Source organism: Shigella sp. SIG6, from assembly GCF_053555815.1.
This window is the reverse complement of sequence record NZ_JBQZXC010000001.1, coordinates 68382-94805: the sequence shown is the minus strand read 5'-3', so window position 1 is coordinate 94805 and position 26424 is coordinate 68382. Positions and strand designations below refer to the sequence as shown.

The window sequence follows — 26424 nt, the reverse complement described above, 5'->3', positions numbered from 1 at the left end:
ACGGGATACCAGATCAAGAGCCTGTCCAATGTGCATAAAAAAATCTGGAAACAAGTGAGCGTTTCCGGATTCTTACACAGCCACTGGATCGGTCAACTGATCCTTAACTGATCGGCATTAACCGCCTGTGTGCCACATTTTTTATCATTAACCTTGAGGAAAGGACACTACCAAGTATAGCAGATAAAGAGAGGATTATTTCGCCGCAATGAGCCGGGCGGGAATAATAAGATTGCGTGAATGCGTCTCTTCATGGGTGATTTTTTGCATCATGCGATCCGCAAGTGTGATACCAAGTTCCCGCGCTGGCGTGCTGGCCCAGGTAACAGGTATATCATCAAGTGTGGTTGGTGTCGCATCGGTAAATGCCGCCAGCGAAACCTGTTGCTCAAAGTAACGATCGACTCCGCTTTCCCCGCTTTGCCGCCCTGCTTTCAGCAAACCAAACCATGCCCCCATCGCAATAGTTTCGTTATAGCAAACCACGGCACTGATGGTCGGGTTATGACGTAAAAGCGCCGTGATAGCTTCCGCGGCTTGCTTCTGGCTGGAAGTGCACTCCAACACCCAATCGCTGTGAAACGGCAGGCCAAATTTTAGTAGAGTTGCACAATAGCCCCCCACCCGTTCTGCACGGGTTAATGAGGAACTTTGCCCTCCCAGCCAGGCGATCCGCTGATGCCCATTGCGAATGAGATGCTCCGTCAACAACTGTGCAGCCTGCATGTTGTCCGGGCGAACCGTATCAACATCATCAAGATAACTGGCACAGGAAGCGAAAATCACCGGGATAGCTTTTTCTTCTGCCATCCGCCGCAGGTCATCGCTGCTTCCTGCAGCCCCGGCAATTACCACACCATCGACACCCTGATTCAGTAACAGTGAAAACCGCTGTGCCAGCTGCTCGCCGTCTTTACCGCCGTGAAGCAAAAAAACCATCCGTCCCTGCGCTTCCAGAGCTTCCGTCAATCCGGCCGTCAATTCGGCGTAAAACGGCGCAGATAAATCACGGACGATCAAACCAATGACGCCGCTTTGCCCGCCGCGCAGCGCCGACGCCTGGCGATTGCGCACAAATCCCAGCTCTTCAATGGCGGCGTTAACGCGTTCTCCTGTGGCGGTAGAGATTCGCCCTTTGCCACTAAGCACCAGCGAAACGGTACTTACCGACACGCCCGCAGCCAGCGCAACATCATGAATGGTTATTTTTTTGGCGGTAGCCATGCAGATGACCTACTCCCTGATTATGCGACAGATAAAACGTTTTACCTTTTATTTATCTTATACCCGCTATTATCGTTGCGTAATGTGATTTATGACTCACTAAAATTTGATAAAACGTTTTATCTTCTCGCGCAATTTACTGAATCCAGATTGTTCTCTACGAGGAGTCGTTTTATGACGGCGAAAACAGCACCGAAAGTCACGCTGTGGGAGTTCTTCCAGCAGTTAGGCAAAACCTTCATGTTACCCGTGGCATTATTGTCGTTCTGCGGCATTATGCTCGGCATTGGTAGTTCTCTTAGCAGCCATGATGTCATAACCCTGATCCCGGTCCTGGGCAACCCCGTGTTGCAGGCTATCTTTACCTGGATGAGTAAGATTGGCTCGTTTGCTTTTAGTTTCCTGCCTGTCATGTTCTGTATCGCCATCCCGCTGGGCCTGGCACGCGAAAATAAAGGCGTAGCGGCATTCGCTGGCTTCGTCGGTTATGCGGTAATGAACCTCGCGGTAAACTTCTGGTTGACCAATAAAGGCATTCTGCCAACCACAGATGCCGCCGTTCTGAAAGCCAATAACATCCAGAGCATTCTTGGGATCCAGTCGATCGATACCGGGATCCTCGGTGCGGTGATCGCCGGTATTATCGTCTGGATGCTGCATGAGCGTTTCCATAATATCCGCCTGCCGGATGCGCTGGCATTCTTCGGCGGTACGCGCTTCGTACAAATTATCTCCTCGCTGGTGATGGGCCTTGTCGGCCTGGTGATTCCATTAGTCTGGCCGATTTTCGCCATGGGTATTAGCGGCTTGGGCCATATGATAAACAGCGCGGGTGATTTCGGACCGATGCTGTTTGGTACCGGTGAACGTCTGCTGTTGCCGTTTGGTCTGCATCACATTCTGGTGGCATTAATTCGCTTTACCGACGCAGGCGGCACGCAGGAGGTCTGCGGTCAAACCGTCAGCGGCGCACTGACCATCTTCCAGGCGCAATTGAGTTGCCCGACCACTCACGGTTTTTCTGAAAGCGTCACGCGTTTCCTTTCGCAAGGTAAAATGCCTGCGTTTCTCGGCGGTCTGCCAGGTGCAGCGTTAGCTATGTATCACTGCGCGCGCCCGGAAAATCGCCATAAAATTAAAGGTCTGCTGATTTCTGGCCTGATCGCCTGCGTCGTTGGCGGCACTACCGAACCGCTGGAATTCCTGTTCCTGTTCGTAGCGCCAGTTCTGTATGTCATCCACGCGCTGTTAACCGGCCTCGGCTTCACCGTCATGTCTGTGCTCGGCGTCACCATCGGTAATACCGACGGCAATATCATCGACTTCGTGGTGTTCGGTATTTTGCATGGTCTGTCAACCAAGTGGTACATGGTGCCAGTGGTGGCGGCAATCTGGTTTGTCGTTTACTACGTCATCTTCCGTTTCGCTATCACCCGCTTCAATCTGAAAACCCCGGGGCGCGATAGCGAAGTTGCCAGCTCAATCGAAAAAGCCGTTGCCGGTGCGCTGGGTAAATCAGGTTACAACGTTCCTGCAATCCTCGAAGCATTAGGCGGTGCCGACAATATTGTCAGCCTCGATAACTGCATTACCCGTCTGCGTTTGTCTGTGGAAGATATGTCGCTTGTTAATGTGCAGGCACTGAAGGACAATCGGGCAATTGGCGTAGTACAACTTAATCAACATAACCTGCAGGTTGTTATCGGGCCACAAGTTCAGTCAGTAAAAGATGAAATGGCCGGTCTGATGCATACTGTCCAGGCATAAGGATAAGATATGTTCGATTTTTCAAAGGTCGTGGATCGTCATGGCACATGGTGTACACAGTGGGATTATGTCGCTGACCGTTTCGGCACTGCTGACCTGTTACCGTTCACGATTTCAGACATGGATTTTGCCACTGCCCCCTGCATTATCGAGGCGCTGAATCAGCGCCTGATGCACGGCGTATTTGGCTACAGCCGCTGGAAAAACGATGAGTTTCTCGCGGCTATTGCCCACTGGTTTTCCACCCAGCATTACACCGCAATTGATACGCAGACGGTGGTGTATGGCCCTTCTGTCATCTATATGGTTTCAGAACTGATTCGTCAGTGGTCTGAAACAGGTGAAGGCGTGGTGATCCACACGCCCGCCTATGACGCATTTTACAAGGCCATTGAAGGTAACCAGCGCACAGTAATGCCCGTTGCTTTAGAGAAGCAGGCTGACGGCTGGTTTTGCGATATGGGCAAGCTGGAAGCCGTTTTGGCGAAACCAGAATGTAAAATTATGCTCCTGTGTAGCCCACAGAATCCTACCGGGAAAGTGTGGACTTGCGATGAGCTGGAGATCATGGCTGACCTGTGCGAGCGTCATGATGTGCGGGTTATTTCCGATGAAATCCATATGGATATGGTCTGGGGCGAGCAGCCGCATATTCCCTGGAGTAATGTGGCGCGGGGAGACTGGGCGTTGCTGACGTCGGGATCGAAAAGTTTCAATATTCCCGCGCTGACCGGTGCTTACGGGATTATAGAAAATAGCAGCAGCCGTGATGCCTATTTATCGGCACTGAAAGGACGTGATGGGCTTTCTTCCCCTTCGGTACTGGCGTTAACTGCCCATATCGCCGCCTATCAGCAAGGTGCACCGTGGCTGGATGCCTTACGCGTCTATCTGAAAGATAACCTGACGTATATCTCAGATAAAATGAACGCCGCGTTTCCTGAACTCAACTGGCAGATCCCGCAATCCACTTATCTGGCCTGGCTTGATCTACGTCCGTTGAATATTGACGACAACGCGTTGCAAAAAGCGCTTATCGAGCAAGAAAAAGTCGCGATCATGCCGGGGTATACCTATGGTGAAGAAGGTCGTGGTTTTGTCCGTCTCAATGCCGGCTGCCCACGTTCGAAACTGGAAAAAGGTGTGGCTGGATTAATAAACGCCATCCGCGCTGTTCGCTAACCCCAATTGCGCAACGTAAAAAATCGTTGCGCAATCGTGGATTTTTACCCTGCTTTGTTTTTATAATGGTGCGCACTTTTATATCCAGAAAAAGAGTGCGACCATGATTGATACCACCCTGCCATTAACTGATATCCATCGCCACCTTGATGGCAACATTCGTCCCCAGACCATTCTTGAACTTGGCCGCCAGTATAATATCTCGCTTCCTGCACAATCCCTTGAAACACTGATTCCCCACGTTCAGGTCATTGCCAACGAACCCGATCTGGTGAGCTTTCTGACCAAACTTGACTGGGGCGTTAAAGTTCTCGCCTCTCTTGATGCCTGCCGCCGCGTGGCATTTGAAAACATTGAAGATGCAGCCTGTAACGGCCTGCACTATGTCGAGCTGCGTTTTTCACCAGGCTACATGGCAATGGCACATAAGCTGCCTGTAGCGGGTGTTGTCGAAGCGGTGATCGATGGCGTACGTGAAGGTTGCCGCACCTTTGGTGTGCAGGCGAAGCTTATCGGCATTATGAGCAGAACCTTCGGCGAAGCCGCCTGTCAGCAAGAGCTGGAGGCCTTTTTAGCCCACCGTGACCAGATTACCGCACTTGATTTAGCTGGTGATGAACTTGGATTCCCGGGAAGTCTGTTCCTTTCTCACTTCAACCGCGCGCGTGATGCGGGCTGGCATATTACCGTCCATGCAGGCGAAGCTGCCGGGCCGGAAAGCATCTGGCAGGCGATTCGTGAACTGGGTGCGGAGCGTATTGGACATGGCGTAAAAGCCATTGAAGATCGGGCGCTGATGGATTTTCTCGCCGAGCAACAAATTGGTATTGAATCCTGTCTGACCTCCAATATTCAGACCAGCACCGTAGCAGAGCTGGCTGCACATCCGCTGAAAACGTTCCTTGAGCATGGCATTCGTGCCAGCATTAACACTGACGATCCCGGCGTACAGGGAGTGGATATCATTCACGAATATACCGTTGCCGCGCCAGCTGCTGGGTTATCCCGTGAGCAAATCCGCCAGGCACAGATTAATGGTCTGGAAATGGCTTTCCTCAGCGCAGAGGAAAAACGCGCACTGCGAGAAAAAGTCGCCGCGAAGTAACAAAAATGGATGGTGCAAATTGCACCATCCATTTTTCACGCAAGGCACAACGTCGCGCGATGTTTGGCGGATTCGATGCCCAGCTCAATCAACTCCATTACCTGGATTGCCTGGCTTGCCGGAACCGGATTTTCACCATCGCCATTTAACGCATCACGAATCGCCGCATAGTAAGCCGGATAATTCCCAGGCACCGTCAACAGCGTTTCTTCGACACGTTCCTCACCTTCCACGCGGGTAAGTACGCCATCACGCATATCGTAGCCCCAGTCTTCCTGCGGCAGACGCTCGCCATTTTTCAGACGTTCTTCCTGTGGATCGAGGCCATATTTCACATAACTGCCTCGGGATCCATGCACGATATACCGTGCTGACTCAGCGGCTGCCAGCATGGTACCGTGTAAAATGACTCGCCGCTGTGGATAGGACAAGATGGCGTGGAAATAATCGGTCGACTGCGCTCCGGGCCGTAACTGTGCCAAATCTACCGTCATGCTGACCGGTAAACCAAATAGCGTAATGGCCTGATCAAGAAGATGCGGTGCTAAATCGTACCAGATACCGCTGCCTGGGCCGCCCTGTTCACGCCAACGATCGCGCACCTGCGGACGGAAGCGGTCAAAATGAGACTCAAAGTAAGCAACTTCACCCAGCACGCCTTCCGCGAGCAAACCTTTTAGCGTCAAGAAATAGCTATCCCAACGACGGTTATGGAATACAGACAGCACACGCCCCAGGCTTTTTGCCAGCGCATCCAGCTCTCGCGCTTGTGACAGTGTCACGGTAAAGGGTTTATCAACGACCACATGTTTACCCGCCTCAAGCGCCGCTTTGGCTAACGGGAAATGGGTATCGTTGGGTGTAGGAATGACAATCAGGTCTATGTTGGGATCGTTAAACAGATGCTTCGGCTCAGAGACAACCGTAACCGTTGGCCAGTCGGCTTTTACTTTTGTTTCATCACTGCTGGAGATTACCGCCAGTTCCAGCCCGGGCGTGCCCGCAATCAGGGGCGCATGGAAGGTTTTGCTCGCATAACCATACCCAATCAACCCAACACGGATGTTGTCGCTCATGTCATTGCCTCTCATTGAAGTATGATGGCTATTTGACACTATCCTTTGCCCACGCTCAACAGTTTAATAACCTGCCAGCAATAAGGGATGTTGTTTAACTTAAGTCAAAAAAATAGCGAATTTTCCAACGACAAAAGCTAAATATCGCAAAAACCTCAGTAAAAATCTTGCTGGAGCTATTATTGCTAAGTAACATTTACCCCCTGAAGTTAATGGATCAATCAAGAGAGATGTGGGCTGTAATGAATCGTCTTATTGAATTAACAGGTTGGATCGTTCTTGTCGTTTCAGTCATTCTTCTTGGCGTGGCGAGTCACATTGACAACTATCAGCCACCTGAACAGAGTGCTTCGGTACAACACAAGTAAGCTCTGCACTTGTGGAGCGACATGCTGCCCGTCCGGGTGCATGTTTTCACTTGTCGGATATTAAACCAGGAATTTATTATCTTGTTCGATGTTGTTGGTGATTGTCAGGGATAGTAAAGCGCGTTACTCTTTTCAGAGCAGTTTTTCATCCCTGAATATTTGCCATCAGCGCATTCTTATTATTGTAATAACACAAGCGTTCACTTTTGGTGAAATTTTATCATCACTAATAATACCTACCCCTTTGGTATTAATTATTTTATGGACCTTTTATGACTGTTCAGGACTACTTATTAAAATTTCGCAAAATCAGTTCACTCGAAAGTCTGGAAAAACTCTACGACCATCTTAATTACACCCTGACGGACGATCAGGAACTGATCAATATGTATCGTGCTGCCGATCACCGTCGCGCAGAGCTGGTTTCTGGCGGGCGTTTGTTTGACCTCGGCCAGGTACCGAAGTCCGTCTGGCACTATGTCCAATAAAGAAAGTAGCGATCGGTTATAAAAGCCTTATAATAACGCCCCTAAAATTAGATTTGCCTGTTTGCGTCGCTATTCTGGAGAACCTATGACCACCACAACGCCACAACGTATTGGAGGCTGGTTGCTTGGCCCGTTGGCCTGGCTTTTAGTCGCTCTGTTGAGTACGACGCTGGCGTTGTTGCTGTATACCGCTGCGTTATCTTCTCCGCAAACATTTCAAACGCTCGGCGGACAAGCACTGACGACACAAATCTTATGGGGCGTTTCTTTTATTACCGCTATCGCCATGTGGTATTACACACTGTGGTTGACCATCGCTTTCTTTAAACGTCGGCGTTGTGTTCCTAAACACTATATTATCTGGCTGCTTATTTCCGTATTGCTGGCAGTAAAAGCATTAGCTTTTTCACCCGTGGAAGTTGGCATAGCCGTTCGCCAGTTGCTGTTTACTTTGTTGGCAACCGCATTGATCGTCCCCTATTTCAAACGCTCGTCGCGGGTAAAAGCGACGTTTGTGAATCCGTAATAACCTTACAGTTAACCTGTTGTCGCCTGCTCTGGATTAACGGATAATAGGCGGCTTTTTTATTTCAGGCCGAAAAATGACTGACTACCTGTTACTGTTTGTCGGAACTGTACTGGTCAATAACTTTGTACTGGTCAAGTTTCTCGGTCTCTGTCCGTTTATGGGGGTTTCCAAAAAACTGGAAACCGCGATGGGCATGGGGCTGGCAACAACGTTTGTGATGACGCTGACGTCTATTTGCGCCTGGCTTATCGATACGTGGATTTTGATCCCACTTAATCTGATTTACCTGCGCACCCTGGCATTTATTCTGGTGATTGCTGTGGTCGTGCAGTTCACCGAGATGGTGGTGCGCAAAACCAGCCCGGTGCTTTACCGTCTGCTGGGGATTTTTTTGCCGCTTATCACCACCAACTGTGCAGTGCTCGGCGTGGCGTTGCTGAATATCAATCTCGGGCACAATTTCTTGCAGTCGGCGCTGTACGGTTTTTCCGCCGCTGTCGGTTTCTCGCTGGTGATGGTGCTCTTCGCCGCCATCCGCGAACGCCTTGCTGTGGCTGATGTCCCGGCACCTTTTCGCGGTAATGCCATTGCGTTAATTACCGCAGGTCTTATGTCTCTGGCCTTTATGGGCTTTAGTGGTTTGGTGAAGTTGTAATGAATGCTATCTGGATTGCCGTTGCCGCCGTGAGCCTGCTGGGCCTGGCGTTTGGCGCCATTCTGGGTTATGCCTCCCGCCGTTTTGCGGTGGAAGACGATCCGGTCGTTGAGAAAATTGACGAAATCTTACCGCAGAGCCAGTGTGGTCAGTGCGGTTATCCCGGCTGTCGCCCCTACGCGGAAGCCATCAGCTGTAACGGTGAAAAAATCAACCGTTGCGCCCCAGGTGGCGAAGCTGTGATGCTAAAAATTGCCGAGTTGCTTAATGTCGAGCCGCAGCCGCTGGATGGCGAAGCGCAAGAGCTAACGCCTGCGCGGATGGTGGCGGTTATTGATGAAAATAACTGTATTGGCTGCACTAAATGTATTCAGGCTTGTCCGGTAGACGCCATCGTTGGCGCTACCCGTGCCATGCATACGGTAATAAGTGATCTCTGTACGGGCTGCAATTTATGTGTTGATCCGTGCCCGACGCACTGCATCTCGTTGCAACCGGTCGCAGAAACACCTGACTCCTGGAAATGGGATCTGAACACCATTCCCGTGCGTATCATTCCCGTGGAACACCATGCTTAAGTTATTCTCTGCATTCAGAAAAAATAAAATCTGGGATTTCAACGGCGGCATCCATCCACCGGAGATGAAAACCCAGTCCAACGGTACCCCCCTGCGCCAGGTACCACTGGCGCAGCGTTTTGTTATTCCACTGAAACAGCATATTGGCGCTGAAGGTGAGTTGTGCGTTAGCGTCGGCGATAAAGTATTGCGCGGCCAGCCGCTTACCCGTGGTCGCGGCAAAATGCTGCCTGTTCACGCGCCCACCTCGGGTACCGTTACGGCTATTGCGCCCCACTCTACGGCTCATCCTTCAGCTTTAGCTGAATTAAGCGTGATTATTGATGCCGATGGTGAAGACTGCTGGATCCCGCGCGACGGCTGGGTCGATTATCGCTCTCGCAGTCGCGAAGAGTTAATCGAGCGCATACATCAGTTTGGTGTTGCCGGGCTGGGCGGTGCCGGATTCCCGACAGGCGTTAAATTGCAGGGTGGTGGAGATAAGATTGAAACGTTGATTATCAACGCTGCTGAGTGCGAGCCGTACATTACCGCCGATGACCGTTTGATGCAGGATTGCGCGGCTCAGGTCGTAGAGGGTATTCGCATTCTTGCGCATATTCTGCAGCCACGCGAAATTCTTATCGGCATTGAAGATAACAAACCGCAGGCGATTTCCATGCTGCGCGCGGTGCTGGCGGACTCTAACGATATTTCTCTGCGGGTGATTCCAACCAAATATCCTTCTGGCGGTGCTAAACAATTAACCTACATTCTGACCGGGAAGCAGGTTCCACATGGCGGGCGTTCATCCGATATCGGCGTATTAATGCAAAACGTCGGCACTGCTTATGCAGTGAAACGTGCCGTTATTGATGGCGAGCCGATTACCGAGCGTGTTGTAACCCTGACTGGCGAAGCAATCGCTCGCCCAGGCAACGTCTGGGCACGGCTGGGGACGCCAGTGCGTCATTTATTGAATGATGCCGGATTCTGCCCCTCTGCCGATCAAATGGTGATTATGGGTGGCCCGCTAATGGGCTTTACCTTGCCATGGCTGGATGTCCCGGTCGTAAAGATTACCAACTGTCTGTTGGCTCCCTCTGCCAATGAACTTGGCGAACCACAGGAAGAACAAAGCTGCATCCGGTGTAGCGCCTGTGCTGACGCCTGCCCTGTGGATCTTTTGCCGCAACAGTTGTACTGGTTCAGCAAAGGTCAGCAACACGATAAAGCTACCACGCATAACATTGCCGACTGCATTGAATGTGGGGCTTGCGCGTGGGTTTGCCCGAGCAATATTCCCTTGGTGCAATATTTCCGTCAGGAAAAAGCTGAAATTGCGGCTATTCGTCAGGAAGAAAAGCGCGCCGCAGAAGCCAAAGCGCGTTTCGAAGCGCGCCAGGCTCGTCTGGAGCGCGAAAAAGCGGCTCGCCTTGAACGACATAAGAGCGCAGCCGTTCAACCTGCAGCCAAAGATAAAGATGCGATTGCTGCCGCTCTGGCGCGGGTGAAAGAGAAACAGGCCCAGGCTACACAGCCTATTGTGATTAAAGCGGACGAACGCCCGGATAACAGTGCAATTATTGCAGCACGGGAAGCCCGTAAAGCGCAAGCCAGAGCGAAACAGGCAGAACTGGAGCAAACTAACGACGCAGCAACCGTTGCTGAACCACGTAAAACTGCCGTTGAAGCAGCTATCGCCCGCTCCAAAGCGCGCAAGCTGGAACAGCAACAGGCTAATGCGGAACCAGAAGAACAGGTCGTTCCGCGCAAAGCCGCCGTCGAAGCCGCTATTGCCCGTGCCAAAGCGCGCAAGCTGGAACAGCAACAGGCTAATGCGGAACCAGAAGAACAGGTCGATCCGCGCAAAGCCGCCGTCGAAGCGGCTATTGCCCGCGTTCAGGCCAAAAAAGCCGCCCAGCAAAAGGTTGTAAACGAGGACTAAATGGTATTCAGAATAGCTAGCTCCCCTTATACCCATAACCAGCGCCAGACATCGCGCATTATGCTGTTGGTGTTGCTCGCAGCCGTGCCAGGAATCGCAGCGCAACTGTGGTTTTTTGGTTGGGGTACTCTCGTTCAGATCCTGTTGGCGTCGGTCAGTGCTCTGTTAGCCGAAGCTCTCGTACTCAAACTACGCAAGCAGTCGGTAGCCGCAACGTTGAAAGATAACTCAGCATTGCTGACAGGCTTATTGCTGGCGGTAAGTATTCCCCCCCTAGCGCCATGGTGGATGGTCGTACTGGGTACGGTGTTTGCGGTGATCATCGCTAAACAGTTGTATGGCGGTCTGGGGCAAAACCCGTTTAATCCGGCAATGATTGGTTATGTGGTCTTACTGATCTCCTTCCCGGTGCAGATGACCAGCTGGTTACCGCCACATGAAATTGCGGTCAACATCCCTGGTTTTATCGACGCCATACAGGTTATTTTCAGCGGTCATACCGCCAGTGGTGGTGATATGAATACGCTACGCTTAGGTATTGATGGCATTAGTCAGGCGACACCGCTGGATACATTCAAAACCTCTGTCCGCGCAGGTCATTCGGTTGAACAGATTATGCAATATCCGATCTACAGCGGTATTCTGGCGGGCGCTGGTTGGCAATGGGTAAATCTCGCCTGGCTGGCTGGTGGCGTGTGGTTGCTATGGCAGAAAGCGATTCGCTGGCATATTCCCCTCAGCTTCTTAGTAACGCTGGCGTTATGCGCAACGTTGGGCTGGTTGTTCTCACCAGAAACACTGGCAGCACCGCAAATTCATCTGCTGTCTGGTGCGACTATGCTCGGCGCATTCTTTATTTTGACTGACCCAGTTACTGCTTCTACGACCAATCGTGGTCGGCTGATGTTCGGCGCGCTGGCGGGCTTATTAGTCTGGTTGATCCGCAGTTTCGGCGGCTATCCTGACGGCGTGGCTTTTGCCGTCCTGCTGGCGAACATCACGGTTCCTCTGATCGATTACTACACGCGTCCGCGCGTCTACGGCCATCGCAAAGGGTAAACCATGCTGAAAACTATCCGAAAACACGGCATTACACTGGCACTATTTGCAGCGGGTTCTACAGGGTTAACTGCGGCCATCAACCAGATGACCAAAACGACAATTGCTGAACAGGCCAGTCTGCAACAAAAGGCGTTATTTGATCAGGTGCTGCCAGCCGAACGCTATAACAATGCGCTCGCACAGAGTTGCTATCTGGTAACTGCGCCAGAGTTAGGTAAAGGTGAGCATCGGGTTTACATCGCCAAACAGGATGACAAACCGGTAGCCGCCGTTCTGGAAGCAACCGCGCCAGATGGCTATTCCGGTGCGATTCAGCTGCTGGTGGGAGCCGATTTTAATGGCACGGTACTTGGCACGCGCGTGACAGAGCACCACGAAACGCCAGGGCTTGGCGATAAAATCGAATTGCGCCTTTCTGACTGGATCACCCATTTTGCGGGAAAAAAAATCAGTGGTGCGGATGATGCGCACTGGGCGGTGAAGAAAGATGGTGGTGATTTCGACCAGTTCACCGGCGCGACGATTACTCCCCGCGCGGTGGTTAATGCGGTAAAACGCGCCGGATTGTACGCTCAGACGTTACCGGCACAACTTTCTCAACTTCCTGCCTGTGGAGAATAAAGCGTGAGCGAAATTAAAGACGTTATTGTTCAGGGGTTGTGGAAAAACAACTCTGCACTGGTCCAACTGCTCGGCCTTTGTCCGCTATTGGCGGTCACGTCCACTGCCACTAACGCTCTGGGTTTAGGACTTGCGACTACGCTGGTACTGACGCTGACCAACCTGACCATTTCGACGCTGCGTCACTGGACGCCAGCCGAGATCCGCATTCCCATTTACGTGATGATCATCGCCTCGGTGGTCAGCGCTGTACAGATGCTGATCAACGCCTACGCCTTTGGCCTGTATCAATCATTAGGGATTTTTATTCCGCTGATTGTCACTAACTGTATCGTTGTGGGCCGCGCTGAAGCCTTCGCCGCCAAAAAAGGTCCGGCGCTTTCGGCACTGGACGGCTTTTCAATTGGTACGGGCGCAACCTGCGCCATGTTCGTGCTGGGTTCACTACGCGAAATTATCGGCAATGGCACGTTGTTTGACGGTGCAGATGCGCTGTTAGGTAGCTGGGCAAAAGTATTACGCGTGGAGATTTTCCACACCGACTCCCCTTTCCTGCTGGCGATTCTGCCACCAGGTGCATTTATTGGCTTGGGACTGATGCTGGCAGGAAAATACCTGATTGATGAAAGAATGAAAAAGCGCCGTGCTGAAGCAGCTGCCGAACGTGCATTGCCAAACGGTGAAACAGGGAATGTCTGATGAACAAAGCAAAACGTCTGGAGATCCTCACTCGCCTGCGTGAGAACAATCCTCATCCCACCACCGAGCTTAATTTCAGTTCGCCTTTTGAATTGCTGATTGCCGTACTGCTTTCCGCTCAGGCGACCGATATCAGTGTTAATAAGGCGACGGCGAAACTCTACCCGGTGGCGAATACGCCTGCAGCGATGCTTGAACTGGGCGTTGAAGGGGTGAAAACCTATATCAAAACGATTGGCCTTTATAACAGCAAAGCAGAAAATATCATCAAAACCTGCCGTATATTACTGGAACAACATAATGGCGAGGTTCCGGAAGATCGTGCTGCGCTTGAAGCCCTGCCCGGCGTAGGTCGTAAAACAGCCAACGTCGTATTAAACACTGCATTCGGCTGGCCGACTATTGCTGTCGACACGCACATTTTCCGCGTTTGTAATCGTACTCAATTTGCGCCGGGGAAAAACGTCGAACAGGTAGAAGAAAAGCTACTGAAAGTGGTTCCGGCAGAGTTTAAAGTCGACTGCCACCATTGGTTGATCCTGCACGGGCGTTATACCTGCATTGCCCGCAAGCCCCGCTGTGGCTCTTGTATTATTGAAGATCTTTGTGAATACAAAGAGAAAGTTGACATCTGAAGAAAAGGGGTAACACCGATTACCCCATTGATAACCTTTCTTTATCCTCTTTTAAAACATCTTTTTAACGTCAATGATGCCATTGCTTAGCGTTATCATCAGGTAATCCGTTTGCGGATAACCAAAAATGCAGGTTAATTGTTTTTTTAATAGCGAAATTTTCTATTCATTCGTGATCAAGATCACGATGCTGTGGCAATGTAAAAACATTGCAAGAATCAGGTTAAAATGATTTAAATTTACACACGCAACAAATATTGACCTGCAAAACATTACACTGGCTATTTTTCAGAAACTGGACTATCTCACTAGGAAAAACGCTAAATAGCAGAACATATCGCCGTCAAGCCATCATCCCCCTCTCAATGCAGTGAAAAAATCTGCCGTTACGTTTTTTGAAAAATTTAACGCTGGATAACATTTCCCGGAATGGTTGAATTCCCCGCCTCAGTTATATGTAACAGATTATTACAAAGGACTTGTCTGAAAGTGCAAGATAGTGAACATTACCTGCCGTTTCCCCTCCCACTATAACAATTGCGCGTATGTTTTTTAGACATAACGCGAGAAAGCACCCCCGTTAATATGGGATGTAAAAAAAGAGGTAAAAGTGTCCACTGCAAACCAAAAACCAACTGAAAGCGTCAGTTTGAACGCTTTCAAACAACCGAAGGCGTTCTATCTCATCTTCTCGATTGAGTTATGGGAACGTTTTGGTTATTACGGCCTACAAGGAATTATGGCTGTTTACTTGGTTAAACAACTGGGTATGTCTGAAGCGGATTCAATCACCCTTTTCTCTTCCTTTAGTGCCCTGGTTTATGGTCTGGTCGCTATCGGCGGCTGGTTAGGTGACAAGGTACTGGGTACTAAACGCGTAATTATGCTCGGCGCTATTGTGCTGGCGATTGGTTATGCTCTGGTTGCCTGGTCTGGTCACGACGCCGGTATTGTTTATATGGGTATGGCGGCTATTGCGGTCGGTAACGGCCTGTTTAAAGCTAACCCGTCTTCTCTGCTTTCTACATGCTATGAGAAAAACGACCCACGTCTGGACGGTGCATTCACCATGTACTACATGTCCGTCAACATCGGCTCTTTCTTCTCTATGATAGCCACCCCGTGGCTGGCCGCGAAATACGGCTGGAGTGTTGCGTTTGCGTTGAGCGTTGTAGGCCTGCTGATCACTATCGTTAACTTCGCCTTCTGCCAACGCTGGGTTAAACAGTACGGTTCAAAACCAGACTTTGAACCAGTCAACTACCGTAACCTGTTGCTGACCATTATTGGTGTTGTGGCGCTGATCGCTGTTGCCACCTGGCTACTGCACAATCAGGAAGTTGCGCGTATGGCGCTGGGCGTTGTTGCCTTCGGTATTGTGGTTATCTTCGGTAAAGAAGCTTTCGCGATGAAAGGTGCTGCGCGTCGTAAAATGATCGTTGCCTTCATCCTGATGCTCGAAGCAATCATCTTCTTCGTGCTGTACAGCCAGATGCCAACGTCACTGAACTTCTTTGCGATTCGTAACGTTGAGCACTCCATTCTGGGTCTGGCCGTAGAACCTGAGCAGTATCAGGCACTGAACCCGTTCTGGATCATCATCGGTAGTCCGATTCTGGCCGCTATCTATAACAAGATGGGTGATACCCTGCCGATGCCAACCAAGTTTGCAATCGGCATGGTGATGTGTTCTGGTGCGTTCCTGATTCTGCCGCTGGGTGCGAAATTCGCGTCTGACGCAGGTATCGTGTCTGTCAGCTGGCTGGTCGCAAGCTATGGCCTGCAGAGCATCGGGGAACTGATGATCTCTGGTCTGGGTCTGGCAATGGTTGCACAACTCGTTCCGCAGCGTCTGATGGGCTTCATTATGGGTAGCTGGTTCCTGACCACTGCCGGTGCAAACCTGATTGGTGGTTATGTTGCGGGTATGATGGCTGTGCCGGATAACGTTACCGACCCGCTGATGTCACTGGAAGTCTATGGTCGCGTATTCTTGCAGATTGGTGTCGCTACTGCCGTTATTGCAGTACTGATGCTGCTGACCGCGCCTAAACTGCACCGCATGACGCAGGATGACGCTGCAGACAAAGCGGCGAAAGCTACTGTAGCGTAAAATTCAGGGAAACTCTTTTACAAGCCGCTAACTTTTCGTTAGCGGCTTTTTTTTGTTCAGCAACGCACTACCATACTTTAAACCACAGACAAAAGGAGTTACCGATGAAATTGTTCTACAAACCGGGCGCCTGCTCTCTCGCTTCCCATATCACCCTGCGTGAGAGCGGAAAGGATTTTACGCTCGTCAGTGTGGATTTAATGAAAAAACGTCTCGAAAACGGTGACGATTACTTTTCCGTTAACCCTAAGGGGCAGGTGCCTGCATTGCTGCTGGACGATGGTACTTTGCTGACGGAAGGCGTTGCGATTATGCAGTATCTTGCCGACAGCGTCCCCGACCGCCAGTTGCTGGCACCGGTAAACAGTATTTCCCGCTATAAAACCATCGAATGGCTGAATTACATCGCCACCGAGCTGCATAAAGGTTTCACACCTCTGTTTCGCCCAGATACACCGGAAGAGTACAAACCGACAGTTCGCGCGCAGCTGGATAAGAAGCTGCAATATGTGAACGAGGCACTGAAGGATGAGCACTGGATCTGCGGGCAAAGATTTACAATTGCTGATGCCTATCTGTTTACGGTTCTGCGCTGGGCATACGCGGTGAAACTGAATCTGGAAGGGTTAGAGCACATTGCGGCATTTATGCAACGTATGGCTGAACGTCCGGAAGTACAAGACGCGCTGTCAGCGGAAGGCTTAAAGTAATAGCCATCGGCCCACAGGTCGTTGTAGGCCGAAATGAGATATTTCAGAGCTTTGTTGCGCTGAAGTAATGTTCTGGTTTGGCAATACGATCCTGAGCAGCCACCACTTGCAGCTCATATTCCTGCATTGCTTTGGTGGTCACCATGATTTCGTAGACTGCAGCGGTCACATGTTCCAGGGCCTCCTGCAGCGTTGCCCCCTGAAGCAGTTTCACCAGCAGTAAACCGCTCGTCACATCACCAACACCTACCGGCTGGCGCATACCAAAATCCACCAGTGGACGGCTGATATGCCAGGCTTCATCGGCGGTGACCAGCAGCATTTCAAAACGGTCACGGCTGTAGCCAGCTCGCGCCAGGTGTTTAACCAACACAATTTGTGGCCCTTGCTCAATGAGTTCGCGCGCTGCCAGAACCGCTTCTTCGACGTTATTTACCGCATGCTCACAGAGTATTTCCAGCTCAACCAGATTCGGCGCAATGATATCGCTGGCAGGCAAACCGTGCCGCACATGAAACTCTGCGACACCCGGTGCAACGATACAGCCTTTTTCCGGATGACCCATTACCGGATCGCAAAAATATTTCGCCTGCGGATTCGCTGCTTTCACCTGACGGACGATACCGAGGATATGTTCACCCTGCTCCGCCGATCCCAGATAGCCACTTAATACGGCATCACAGGTGTGTAATTTATCAATGGCGGCAATGCCTTGCACAATTTCGGTTAAATGGCTGGGCGGCATCACGCAGCCAGTCCATTTGCCGTATTGGGTGTGATTAGAAAATTGAACGGTGTCCAGCGGCCAGACGTTCGCGCCCAGGCGGCGCATCGGAAACTCTGCCGCACTGTTACCCGCATGACCATAAACAACGTGAGACTGGATAGCGAGAATATTTTTCATCATGTTCCCTGTATAAAAACCAGGGGGAGTGATTTCTCACTCCCCCTTTCCACTTAATGCATTATTTCCAGCAAATCAGACAGTAATTCTTTTTGCCGCGACGCAGTAAGGTAAAACGACCAAACAGACGATCTTCTTCTTTAAAGAAGTATTCAGGATCGGACTGTTTTTCACCGTTAATGGTGATGGCATTGGAGGCGATAGTTTTACGCGCCTGACCACGGGAAGGTTGCAGTTCAGAATCGACCAGCGCCTGCATCAGGTCTGCGCCCTTTTCCATCTCAACCATCGGTACGCCGTCCTGCGCCAGCTGTTCGAAGTCCGCTTCACTCAGCGCACTCAAAGAACCGCTGAACAGGCATTCGGTAATACGTTTTGCCGCCTGTAAACCTTCTTCACCGTGAACCAGACGAGTCACCTGCTCCGCCAGTACATACTGGGCGCGCGGTGCTTTACCGCTGTTTTTATCTTCTTCTTCTAGGGCGTTGATCTCTTCAATGCTCATAAAGGTGAAGAACTTCAGGAAGCGGTAAACGTCGGCATCCGCAGTGTTGATCCAGAACTGGTAGAATTTGTACGGGCTGGTTTTCTTCGGATCCAACCAGACTGCGCCGCCTTCAGTTTTACCAAATTTGGTGCCGTCTGCTTTGGTGATCAGCGGAACGGTCAGGCCAAACACCTGATTCTGATGCAGACGACGGGTCAGGTCGATACCAGAAGTGATGTTACCCCACTGGTCAGAACCACCAATTTGCAGCACCACATCGTACTGTTTGTTCAGACAGGCGAAGTCATAACCCTGCAACAGGTTGTAGGAAAACTCAGTGAACGAAATCCCCTGATCTTCACGGTTGAGACGCTGCTTAACCGCTTCTTTGTTGATCATCTGGTTAACGGAGAAGTGTTTGCCAATATCGCGCAGGAAGGTCAGCACATTCATATTGCCGAACCAGTCATAGTTGTTCGCCGCGATAGCAGAGTTTTCTCCACAGTCGAAATCGAGGAACGGGGCAACCTGCTTACGGATTTTGTCCACCCACTCCTGAACAGTTTCTTCGGTGTTCAGCTTACGCTCGGCAGCTTTGAAGCTCGGGTCGCCAATCAGACCCGTCGCGCCGCCTACCAGCGCAACCGGCTTGTGGCCCGCCTGCTGGAAGCGTTTCAGGCATAACAATGGAACAAGATGCCCCAAATGCAAGCTGTCAGCGGTAGGATCGAAGCCGCAATAGAGCGCGATCGGGCCTTGCGCCAGTCGCTCTGCTAACGCTTCCTCGTCCGTCACCTGAGCTACCAGCCCCCGCTCTTGCAATTGTTTAATCAAGTTACTGCTTGCCATCAAAATCTCCATGTATATAACGACTGCACCTTTGCCGGTACACGACTTTTCGCCAGATGCGAAAAAGACATAGAATAAAGTGCCAGAATCAGGAGTACCAGCGATTAAAGCAAGATTTTTGCATCTTTTCAGGGTGCAAGACGATCAATCTTCCACGCATCATTTTCACGCTGGTACAAAAAGCGGTCATGCAGGCGATGCTCACCGCCCTGCCAGAACTCAATCTGTTCAAGGCTGACGCGAAAACCGCCCCAAAAGCTCGGCAATGGCACTTCGCCCTGTTGAAACTTCTGCTTCAGCTCCAGGAATTTACTTTCAAGGATACCGCGGGCAGAAATGCGACTGGACTGCTTCGAAACCCATGCACCAATCTGGCTATCACGCGGGCGGCTATGAAAATATTTCATCACTTCGAGAGTCGAAAGTCGTTCTGCTTTACCGATCACCATCACCTGCCGTTCAAGGGTATGCCACGGGAACAGCAGGCTAACGCGCGGATTATTTTCAATTTGATGTGCTTTACGGCTACCGAGGTTGGTGTAAAACACCATGCCTTTTTCGTCGTAATGTTTGAGTAAAACGATGCGCTGATAAGGCTGACCATGTTCATCCACGGTAGCGACCACCATCGCGGTAGGGTCCGCCAGTTTGGCTTCACAAGCCTGAGAGAGCCAACGTTCAAAAAGGGTTAATGGATCGGCGGGAAGATCGCGGCGGCGTAACCCGCCTTTGGTGTATTCACGGCGCAGATGCGCGATTTGCTGCAATTCGTCGTTATCAGACATGGTTTTCTTTACGGATTGTCAGTGGGTGATGCTATTGTGCGCCGCCCCTGGAAAAATCTCAACGCTGTGGATTTTGTAACTGACAGTTATTCAAGACGATGCGGTCGCGTTTATAGACAGTCGCTTCCTCACCTTTCGACCAGAAAACATAGATCCCGTCGGAGTAACGCGCGCCAGAGGCTGAAAGGCCCTGTTTGAGATGCAGTAGTTGATTATCGTAAACAAAACTGACTTCCTGGCACGGATTATTCAGTTTGACCGTCAACGGTTTTTCATCACACTGGTATTCCAGCGTATCGGTTTGCATTCGCTCAACCAGTTGATTAAAGGCGCTACAACCGGAGAGAAGGACCGGCAAAATGATAATTAACAGTTTTTTCATAGTCATATCCCGAAGACTTTCCTGGTCCGGAGGGCAAATACCCTCCTTAATCTTCCAAGTGTAACGGCAGACACGATAAGAAAAAATTCAGTTAATTCTGATATCACGAGTTGGCGGGGAAAATAGCCCCCAGTACCGTCTCCTGGCTTGCGCCAGTGACGGAAGGCAGATTTCCTGGTAATCCCGCCAGCGTCCGCCAGGCAAGCCAGGCGAAAGCCAATGCTTCCATGTCATCGCCACTAATGCCAACGGCATCGGTGGTGGTGACTTCTGTGCCTAGCAGTAATGCCGCCAGACGCGCCATGAGTAGCGGATTACGACTACCTCCACCACATACCATCAATCGTTCGCAGCCACCGCTCAACAAAACTTGTTCAGAAATGGTCATGGCGGTGAGTTCTGCCAGTGTGGCCTGAACATCACGGGGATCAACACCCGGAAAATGGCGTAAATGGCGCTCCAACCAGCCGTAGTTAAAGTATTCGCGTCCGGTGCTTTTCGGTGCAGGTTGCGAGAAATACGGGTCGCTGAGCATATTTTGCAGCAGTGGGAGAATAACTTTACCCGCCCGTGCCCACTCGGCATCTTTATCGTAAGGTTTACCTGCCTGACGCCAGATCCAGGCATCCATCAGCATGTTACCAGGACCGGTATCGTAGCCGCCAACCGGCTGCCCAGGAATGAGCAGTGACAGATTGGCGATGCCGCCAATATTGAGTACCATTCGTCGCTCGGTTGGGTGAGCCAGCAAGGCATGATGGAACGCAGGTACCAGCGGTGCGCCTTGTCCTCCCAAGGCAATATCGCGACGGCGAAAATCACCGACAACCGTAATTCCGGTGCGTGCCACAATTTGATTGTTATCGCCAATCTGTAAAGTGTGTGGTGCCACGCCCGTCGGTTCATGCCAGACGGTTTGACCGTGACAGCCGATCGCAACTATATCTCTCGCCTGCAGGTTTTGTTCCTTAAGCAAGGCATTGACCGCATCAGCAAAAAGTCGCCCGAGTTGAGTATCAAGCTGTCCAAACTGCGAAAGTGTAAGCTGCTGGCCCTGGCAAATATCCAGTACAGCCTGTTTCAGAGACACCGGGATCGGCCAGCTCAAGCTTGCCAGCTGTGCGACCCGGTGTTCATCAATTGTCGCCAACACAACATCAACACCATCAAGGCTGGTGCCTGACATAACGCCAATAAAGCGGCCCGATTTCATAGTTCATCCTTTTTCAATCTGACGTTTGCGCACCACTCAAACATAAACTTTTCGTGAATACCATGCGGAATGACCGATTTTTACCGTTGGTAGTAAAACATTATCTTCAAATCAATAATCATCATGAATGTTTTGTTTATAATTGGTTGATCCTACTTTCATTATGATTTGCTCATATTTGGTAGAACATGTAACCATGGATTCACATATGCCATATACTTTGACCATGAGGGATGCTTGCGTGGCGTTTCATGGTGAACAGGAGATTTTTCAATGATTAAACGCGTATTGGTTGTTTCAATGGTAGGTCTGTCTCTTGTCGGTTGTGTTAATAACGACACCCTGTCAGGGGATGTTTATACCGCTTCTGAAGCGAAACAAGTACAGAATGTCAGCTATGGCACCATCGTTAACGTACGTCCGGTACAGATTCAGGGCGGTGATGATTCCAACGTTATCGGTGCAATTGGCGGTGCTGTTCTTGGTGGTTTCCTGGGGAATACTGTTGGTGGCGGAACCGGGCGTTCTCTGGCTACTGCAGCAGGCGCTGTTGCAGGTGGCGTAGCTGGTCAGGGCGTACAGAGTGCAATGAACAAAACGCAGGGTGTCGAGCTGGAAATTCGTAAAGACGATGGTAATACCATCATGGTGGTACAGAAACAAGGCAACACTCGTTTCTCTCCGGGCCAACGTGTCGTACTGGCCAGCAATGGCAGTCAGGTGACCGTTTCTCCGCGCTAAATAAGTTTGCGTGTGGTCAGGTTACTGACCACACGCCCCCTTCATTTCACCCTTTGGCCTGTAACTCAATGATATTATGCTCAAGTTTTGCGATGAGCGTAATCAGTTGCTCCAGTTCCTCTGCGGAGATGCCATGTAATATTTCCGCGCGGGTTTTGTTAATAACAGCTTCCATTTCGCTGATCAGTTGCTCTGCCTTTTCCGTCAGTTTAATACGTTTAGCCCGACGATCGCTGGCACAAGTTTGACGCGAAATTAACCCTTTTTCTTCCAGTTGGTCCAGAGTACGGACCAGTGATGGCTGCTCGATGCCAATCGCTTTTGCCAGTTGAATTTGCGACTGGTCTGGAGGTAACTGATGGATATTGTGTAACGTAACCCAATGGGTTTGTGTTAACTCCAGCGGTTTCAGGCGATGGTCTATCAGAGCACGCCATATGCGCACCAACCGTGCCAGATCAGAACCTAGTGGCGATTCCAATTTCATCTCCTTATAATTAGCTTGCTAAGATATTATGCGGCTTTTAGAATAGTGTGCAGCAATTGTATTGCTAAAACAAATGTATTGCTGCATTTGGTTACCGTCAGACATATTTTTCAGAAATTGCGCGTAAATTTTTCGCACTTAAAGAATATTTATTAATCTAACGCAATATATTCGGTCGTAAAGGAATCTACTTTGTGAAGTTTATGCTCAATGCAACAGGATTGCCCTTACAAGATCTGGTGTTCGGTGCGTCCGTCTATTTTCCTCCGTTTTTCAAAGCATTCGCGTTTGGATTCGTCATCTGGCTTGTCGTACACCGCCTGCTTCGTGGCTGGATCTACGCCGGTGACATCTGGCATCCCTTGTTAATGGATTTATCGCTGTTTGCGATTTGCGTTTGCCTTGCTCTGGCAATACTGATTGCGTGGTAACTATGTCAATTAAAACAATTAAGTATTTCTCAACAATCATTGTAGCGATAGTTGCGGTTCTTGCCGGATGGTGGCTGTGGAATTATTACATGCAATCTCCGTGGACACGCGACGGGAAAATACGCGCAGAACAGGTTTCTATCACCCCACAGGTGTCGGGACGTATTGTTGAGCTGAATATAAAAGACAACCAACTGGTTAACGCGGGGGAACTTCTGCTCACGATCGATAAAACGCCCTTTCAGATCGCCGAGCTGAACGCACAGGCTCAGCTGGCGAAAGCGCAATCTGACCTCGCAAAAGCCAATAACGAAGCGAATCGTCGTCGTCATCTCTCACAAAATTTTATTTTTGCCGAAGAACTCGATACCGCTAACCTCAATGTTAAAGCGATGCAGGCCAGTGTTAATGCCGCACAGGCGACGCTGAAACAGACACAATGGCAACTGGCGCAAACGGAAATTCGCGCCCCGGTGAGTGGATGGGTGACTAACCTCACTACCCGCATCGGCGATTACGCTGACACCGGGAAACCGCTGTTTGCCCTTGTCGACAGCCACTCGTTTTACGTCATTGGTTATTTTGAAGAAACCAAGTTGCGCCATATCCGCGAAGGTGCACCAGCACAAATTACCCTCTATAGTGATAACAAAACGTTACAGGGTCACGTTTCCAGTATCGGTCGGGCGATTTATGATCAGAGCGTTGAAAGTGACTCAAGCCTTATTCCGGATGTGAAACCTAACGTCCCCTGGGTTCGTCTCGCCCAACGCGTTCCCGTCCGCTTTGCGCTGGATAAAGTTCCAGGCGATGTCACGCTGGTGTCGGGCACCACCTGTAGAATTGCCGTAGGTCAATAATGAACGCATCGTCATGGTCCTTGCGCAATTTGCCCTGGTTCAGGGCCACGCTGGCGCAATGGCGTTATGCGTTACGCAATACCATTGCCATGTGTCTGGCGCTGACGGTTGCCTATTATTTGAATCTGGATGAACCCTATTGGGCGATGACCTCGGCTGCAGTGGTTAGCTTTCCCACCGTTGGCGGTGTCATCAGCAAAAGCCTCGGACGCATCGCTGGCAGTTTACTGGGAGCCATTGCGGCACTGCTTCTTGCCGGACATACGCTCAATGAGCCGTGGTTTTTTCTATTGAGCATGTCGGCGTGGCTTGGCTTTTGTACCTAGGTCTGTGCGCACTTCACGAATAACGTCGCGTATGCATTTCAACTGGCGGGCTACACGGCTGCCATCATCGCCTTTCCGATGGTTAATATTACTGAGGCCAGCCAGCTGTGGGATATCGCTCAGGCGCGCGTTTGCGAGGTGATAGTCGGTATTTTGTGCGGCGGCATGATGATGATGATCCTGCCTAGCAGTTCCGATGCTACTGCCCTTTTAACTGCATTGAAAAACATGCACGCCCGATTACTGGAACATGCCAGTTTACTCTGGCAGCCTGAAACAAACGATGCCATTCGTGCAGCACATGAGGGGGTGATTGGGCAGATACTGACCATGAATTTGCTGCGTATCCAGGCTTTCTGGAGCCACTATCGTTTTCGCCAGCAAAACGCGCGCCTTAATGCGCTACTCCACCAGCAATTACGTATGACCAGTGTCATCTCCAGCCTGCGACGTATGTTGCTCAACTGGCCCTCACCGCCAGGTGCCACGCGAGAAATTCTCGAACAATTGCTGACGGCGCTCGCCAGTTCGCAAACAGATGCTTACACCGTCGCACGTATTATCGCCCCGCTACGCCCGACCAACGTCGCCGACTACCGGCACGTCGCCTTCTGGCAGCGACTACGTTATTTTTGCCGCCTTTATCTGCAAAGTAGTCAGGAATTACATCGTCTGCAAAGCGGTGTAGATGATCATGCCAGACTCGCACGGACATCCGCTCTGGCTCGTCATACCGACAACGCCGAAGCTATGTGGAGCGGGCTGCGTACATTTTGTACGTTGATGATGATTGGCGCATGGAGTATTGCATCGCAATGGGATGCCGGTGCCAATGCATTAACGCTGGCAGCAATTAGCTGCGTACTCTACTCCGCCGTCGCAGCACCGTTTAGGTCGTTGTCACTGCTGATGCGCACGCTGGTGTTACTTTCGCTATTCAGCTTTGTGGTCAAATTTGGCCTGATGGTCCAGATTAGCGATCTGTGGCAATTTTTACTGTTTCTCTTTCCACTGCTGGCGACAATGCAGCTTCTTAAATTGCAGATGCCCAAATTTGCCGCACTGTGGGGGCAACTGATTGTTTTTATGGGTCCGTTTATCGCTGTCACTAATCCCCCGGTGTATGATTTTGCTGATTTTCTTAACGATAATCTGGCAAAAATCGTTGACGTTGCGCTGGCTTGGCTAGCGTTCGCCATTCTGCGTCCAGGATCGGATGCTCGTAAAAGCCGCCGCCATATTCGCGCGCTGCGCCGGGATTTTGTCGATCAGCTAAGCCGCCATCCAACACTGAGTGAAAGCGAATTTGAATCGCTCACTTATCATCACGTCAGTCAGTTGAGTAACAGCTAGGATGCGCTGGCTCGCCGTTGGTTATTACGCTGGGGTGTAGTGCTGCTGAACTGTTCTCATGTTGTCTGGCAATTGCGCGACTGGGAATCGCGTTCCGATCCGTTATCGCGAGTACGGGATAACTGTATTTCACTGTTGCGGGGAGTGATGAGTGAGCGTGGCGTTCAGCAAAAATCACTGGCGGCCACACTTGAAGAATTACAGCGGATTTGCGACAGCCTTGCCCGTCATCATCAACCTGCCGCCCGTGAGCTGGCGGCAATTGTCTGGCGGCTGTACTGCTCGCTTTCGCAACTTGAGCAAGCACCACCGCAAGGTACGCTGGCCTCGTAATTACTTAATTACACCACAGGCATAGCGTTCACCGCCACCGCCCAGCGGTTTAGGTTGATCGGACATATTATCGCCGCCAACGTGGACCATCAGCGCATTGTCTTTGATTTCATCCAGTGATTTCAGACGAGGCGCGATGACGGCATCGGTAGCTTTGCCGTCATTATTGACGACCAGTGCAGGCAGATCGCCTAAATGCCCGGTACCTTCTGGCCCTTCATGTTTACCGGTATTTTGTGGATCAAGATGCCCGCCTGCGGATTCCGCGGCGCTGGCTTTGCCATCTTTGGTGGCTGGCTGGCAGCTTCCTTTGGCATGAATATGGAAGCCATGTTCACCGGGGGGTAATGCTTTCAGATCGGGTGAAAACTCCAGACCTTTATCGGTTTCAGTAATGGTGACGCTACCAATTGACTGCCCAACCCCTTGCGACGTGACGAGGTTCATCTCGACTTTTTCACTGGCAGCTTGTGCGCCGGTCGCAACAACCAGCGCCAGAATGGCCAGACTAAAACGTTTCATAGGACCTCCGTT

Annotated in this window: 27 protein-coding genes and 1 pseudogene; 19 read left to right on the top strand and 9 right to left on the bottom strand. The window is 50.8% G+C overall.

From position 1 onward, the window contains the following. Positions 1 to 195 precede the first annotated feature (195 nt). Positions 196 to 1224, bottom strand: a complete 1029-nt coding sequence (gene malI, locus ACUU1M_RS00470) for a mal regulon transcriptional regulator MalI (RefSeq protein WP_152028908.1) — start codon at positions 1222 to 1224, stop codon at positions 196 to 198. A 174-nt stretch (positions 1225 to 1398) separates the two neighbouring features. Here malI and malX point away from each other — a divergent pair, with 174 nt between their 5' ends. The 3 genes from malX to add all read left to right on the top strand — a co-directional run bounded on the left by malX (position 1399) and on the right by add (position 5278). Next, positions 1399 to 2991 (top strand): PTS maltose transporter subunit IICB, encoded by a 1593-nt coding sequence (gene malX / locus ACUU1M_RS00465; RefSeq protein ID WP_152028909.1) that lies wholly within the window; start codon positions 1399 to 1401, stop codon positions 2989 to 2991. A gap of 9 nt (positions 2992 to 3000) precedes the next feature. Next, positions 3001 to 4173 carry a bifunctional maltose regulon transcriptional repressor/cystathionine beta-lyase MalY gene (gene malY / locus ACUU1M_RS00460; protein WP_000459410.1) on the top strand — a complete coding sequence of 391 codons (1173 nt, stop codon included), beginning with the start codon at positions 3001 to 3003 and terminating at the stop codon, positions 4171 to 4173. A gap of 103 nt (positions 4174 to 4276) precedes the next feature. After that, entirely contained in the window at positions 4277 to 5278 is a 1002-nt protein-coding gene (gene add, locus ACUU1M_RS00455; protein WP_152028910.1) for an adenosine deaminase, read from the top strand. 35 nt (positions 5279 to 5313) lie between these two features. Here the strand turns inward: add and ACUU1M_RS00450 are convergent, their stop codons facing one another. Beyond that, a complete protein-coding gene (locus tag ACUU1M_RS00450; protein ID WP_001282525.1) occupies positions 5314 to 6354 on the bottom strand; it encodes an oxidoreductase in 1041 nt (346 codons plus the stop codon). A gap of 242 nt (positions 6355 to 6596) precedes the next feature. Here ACUU1M_RS00450 and blr point away from each other — a divergent pair, with 242 nt between their 5' ends. From blr to gstA, 12 genes are all read left to right on the top strand, one after another. Beyond that, the gene (gene blr / locus ACUU1M_RS00445) at positions 6597 to 6722 is read left to right on the top strand and encodes a division septum protein Blr (protein WP_001300888.1); all 126 of its coding nucleotides are present in this window, start codon (positions 6597 to 6599) and stop codon (positions 6720 to 6722) included. A gap of 272 nt (positions 6723 to 6994) precedes the next feature. After that, entirely contained in the window at positions 6995 to 7210 is a 216-nt protein-coding gene (gene ydgT, locus ACUU1M_RS00440; protein ID WP_000217950.1) for a transcription modulator YdgT, read from the top strand. An 85-nt stretch (positions 7211 to 7295) separates the two neighbouring features. Beyond that, the gene (locus tag ACUU1M_RS00435; RefSeq protein ID WP_152028911.1) at positions 7296 to 7736 is read left to right on the top strand and encodes a DUF2569 domain-containing protein; all 441 of its coding nucleotides are present in this window, start codon (positions 7296 to 7298) and stop codon (positions 7734 to 7736) included. Positions 7737 to 7812: 76 nt separating this feature from the next. Next, positions 7813 to 8394, top strand: a complete 582-nt coding sequence (gene rsxA, locus ACUU1M_RS00430) for an electron transport complex subunit RsxA (RefSeq protein ID WP_000133204.1) — start codon at positions 7813 to 7815, stop codon at positions 8392 to 8394. After that, positions 8394 to 8972, top strand: coding sequence for an electron transport complex subunit RsxB (gene rsxB / locus ACUU1M_RS00425; RefSeq protein WP_000991808.1), 579 nt, complete (start codon positions 8394 to 8396; stop codon positions 8970 to 8972). Before rsxA ends, rsxB begins: the two co-directional genes overlap by 1 nt. Further along, a complete protein-coding gene (gene rsxC, locus ACUU1M_RS00420; RefSeq protein ID WP_152028912.1) occupies positions 8965 to 10899 on the top strand; it encodes an electron transport complex subunit RsxC in 1935 nt (644 codons plus the stop codon). Before rsxB ends, rsxC begins: the two co-directional genes overlap by 8 nt. Continuing rightward, the gene (gene rsxD, locus ACUU1M_RS00415; protein ID WP_000231929.1) at positions 10900 to 11958 is read left to right on the top strand and encodes an electron transport complex subunit RsxD; all 1059 of its coding nucleotides are present in this window, start codon (positions 10900 to 10902) and stop codon (positions 11956 to 11958) included. A gap of 3 nt (positions 11959 to 11961) precedes the next feature. After that, positions 11962 to 12582, top strand: a complete 621-nt coding sequence (rsxG, locus tag ACUU1M_RS00410; RefSeq protein ID WP_000920784.1) for an electron transport complex subunit RsxG — start codon at positions 11962 to 11964, stop codon at positions 12580 to 12582. Between the two features lie 3 nt (positions 12583 to 12585). Then, positions 12586 to 13281 (top strand): electron transport complex subunit RsxE, encoded by a 696-nt coding sequence (gene rsxE, locus ACUU1M_RS00405; protein WP_152028913.1) that lies wholly within the window; start codon positions 12586 to 12588, stop codon positions 13279 to 13281. Continuing rightward, positions 13281 to 13916 (top strand): endonuclease III, encoded by a 636-nt coding sequence (gene nth, locus ACUU1M_RS00400; RefSeq protein WP_001030328.1) that lies wholly within the window; start codon positions 13281 to 13283, stop codon positions 13914 to 13916. Before rsxE ends, nth begins: the two co-directional genes overlap by 1 nt. 610 nt (positions 13917 to 14526) lie before the next feature. Then, complete coding sequence (gene dtpA, locus ACUU1M_RS00395; RefSeq protein WP_000100945.1) at positions 14527 to 16029, top strand: dipeptide/tripeptide permease DtpA; 1503 nt, start codon at positions 14527 to 14529, stop codon at positions 16027 to 16029. Positions 16030 to 16133: 104 nt separating this feature from the next. After that, positions 16134 to 16739, top strand: coding sequence for a glutathione transferase GstA (gene gstA / locus ACUU1M_RS00390; protein WP_000765761.1), 606 nt, complete (start codon positions 16134 to 16136; stop codon positions 16737 to 16739). A 43-nt stretch (positions 16740 to 16782) separates the two neighbouring features. Here the strand turns inward: gstA and pdxY are convergent, their stop codons facing one another. The 5 genes from pdxY to anmK form a co-directional block, all read right to left on the bottom strand. Next, a complete protein-coding gene (pdxY, locus tag ACUU1M_RS00385) occupies positions 16783 to 17646 on the bottom strand; it encodes a pyridoxal kinase PdxY (RefSeq protein WP_000977228.1) in 864 nt (287 codons plus the stop codon). Positions 17647 to 17704: 58 nt separating this feature from the next. Beyond that, entirely contained in the window at positions 17705 to 18979 is a 1275-nt protein-coding gene (tyrS, locus tag ACUU1M_RS00380) for a tyrosine--tRNA ligase (RefSeq protein ID WP_001367866.1), read from the bottom strand. A gap of 128 nt (positions 18980 to 19107) precedes the next feature. Next, a complete protein-coding gene (pdxH, locus tag ACUU1M_RS00375; RefSeq protein WP_001282319.1) occupies positions 19108 to 19764 on the bottom strand; it encodes a pyridoxamine 5'-phosphate oxidase in 657 nt (218 codons plus the stop codon). Between the two features lie 58 nt (positions 19765 to 19822). Continuing rightward, complete coding sequence (gene mliC, locus ACUU1M_RS00370) at positions 19823 to 20152, bottom strand: C-type lysozyme inhibitor (RefSeq protein ID WP_000178043.1); 330 nt, start codon at positions 20150 to 20152, stop codon at positions 19823 to 19825. A gap of 97 nt (positions 20153 to 20249) precedes the next feature. Next, positions 20250 to 21359 (bottom strand): anhydro-N-acetylmuramic acid kinase, encoded by a 1110-nt coding sequence (anmK, locus tag ACUU1M_RS00365; protein WP_000835067.1) that lies wholly within the window; start codon positions 21357 to 21359, stop codon positions 20250 to 20252. Positions 21360 to 21632: 273 nt separating this feature from the next. Here anmK and slyB point away from each other — a divergent pair, with 273 nt between their 5' ends. After that, positions 21633 to 22100, top strand: a complete 468-nt coding sequence (slyB, locus tag ACUU1M_RS00360) for an outer membrane lipoprotein SlyB (RefSeq protein ID WP_000597196.1) — start codon at positions 21633 to 21635, stop codon at positions 22098 to 22100. Between the two features lie 46 nt (positions 22101 to 22146). Here slyB and slyA read toward each other — a convergent pair whose 3' ends face one another. Further along, positions 22147 to 22581 carry a transcriptional regulator SlyA gene (gene slyA, locus ACUU1M_RS00355; RefSeq protein WP_005075086.1) on the bottom strand — a complete coding sequence of 145 codons (435 nt, stop codon included), beginning with the start codon at positions 22579 to 22581 and terminating at the stop codon, positions 22147 to 22149. 200 nt (positions 22582 to 22781) lie between these two features. On the opposite strand from slyA, the gene ACUU1M_RS00350 reads away from it, so the two are divergent. The 3 genes and pseudogenes from ACUU1M_RS00350 to ACUU1M_RS00340 all read left to right on the top strand — a co-directional run bounded on the left by ACUU1M_RS00350 (position 22782) and on the right by ACUU1M_RS00340 (position 25890). Continuing rightward, positions 22782 to 23018 (top strand): DUF1656 domain-containing protein, encoded by a 237-nt coding sequence (locus tag ACUU1M_RS00350; RefSeq protein ID WP_000670998.1) that lies wholly within the window; start codon positions 22782 to 22784, stop codon positions 23016 to 23018. Positions 23019 to 23020: 2 nt separating this feature from the next. After that, positions 23021 to 23878, top strand: a complete 858-nt coding sequence (locus ACUU1M_RS00345) for an efflux RND transporter periplasmic adaptor subunit (protein ID WP_449144634.1) — start codon at positions 23021 to 23023, stop codon at positions 23876 to 23878. Beyond that, positions 23878 to 25890, top strand: a pseudogene (locus ACUU1M_RS00340) (FUSC family protein). The gene ACUU1M_RS00345 and the pseudogene ACUU1M_RS00340 overlap by 1 nt, the downstream one beginning before the upstream one ends. On the opposite strand, the gene sodC reads toward ACUU1M_RS00340, so the two are convergent. Continuing rightward, positions 25891 to 26412: a superoxide dismutase [Cu-Zn] SodC gene (gene sodC / locus ACUU1M_RS00335; RefSeq protein WP_005075094.1), complete on the bottom strand. Its 522-nt coding sequence runs from the start codon at positions 26410 to 26412 to the stop codon at positions 25891 to 25893. Positions 26413 to 26424 lie beyond the last annotated feature (12 nt).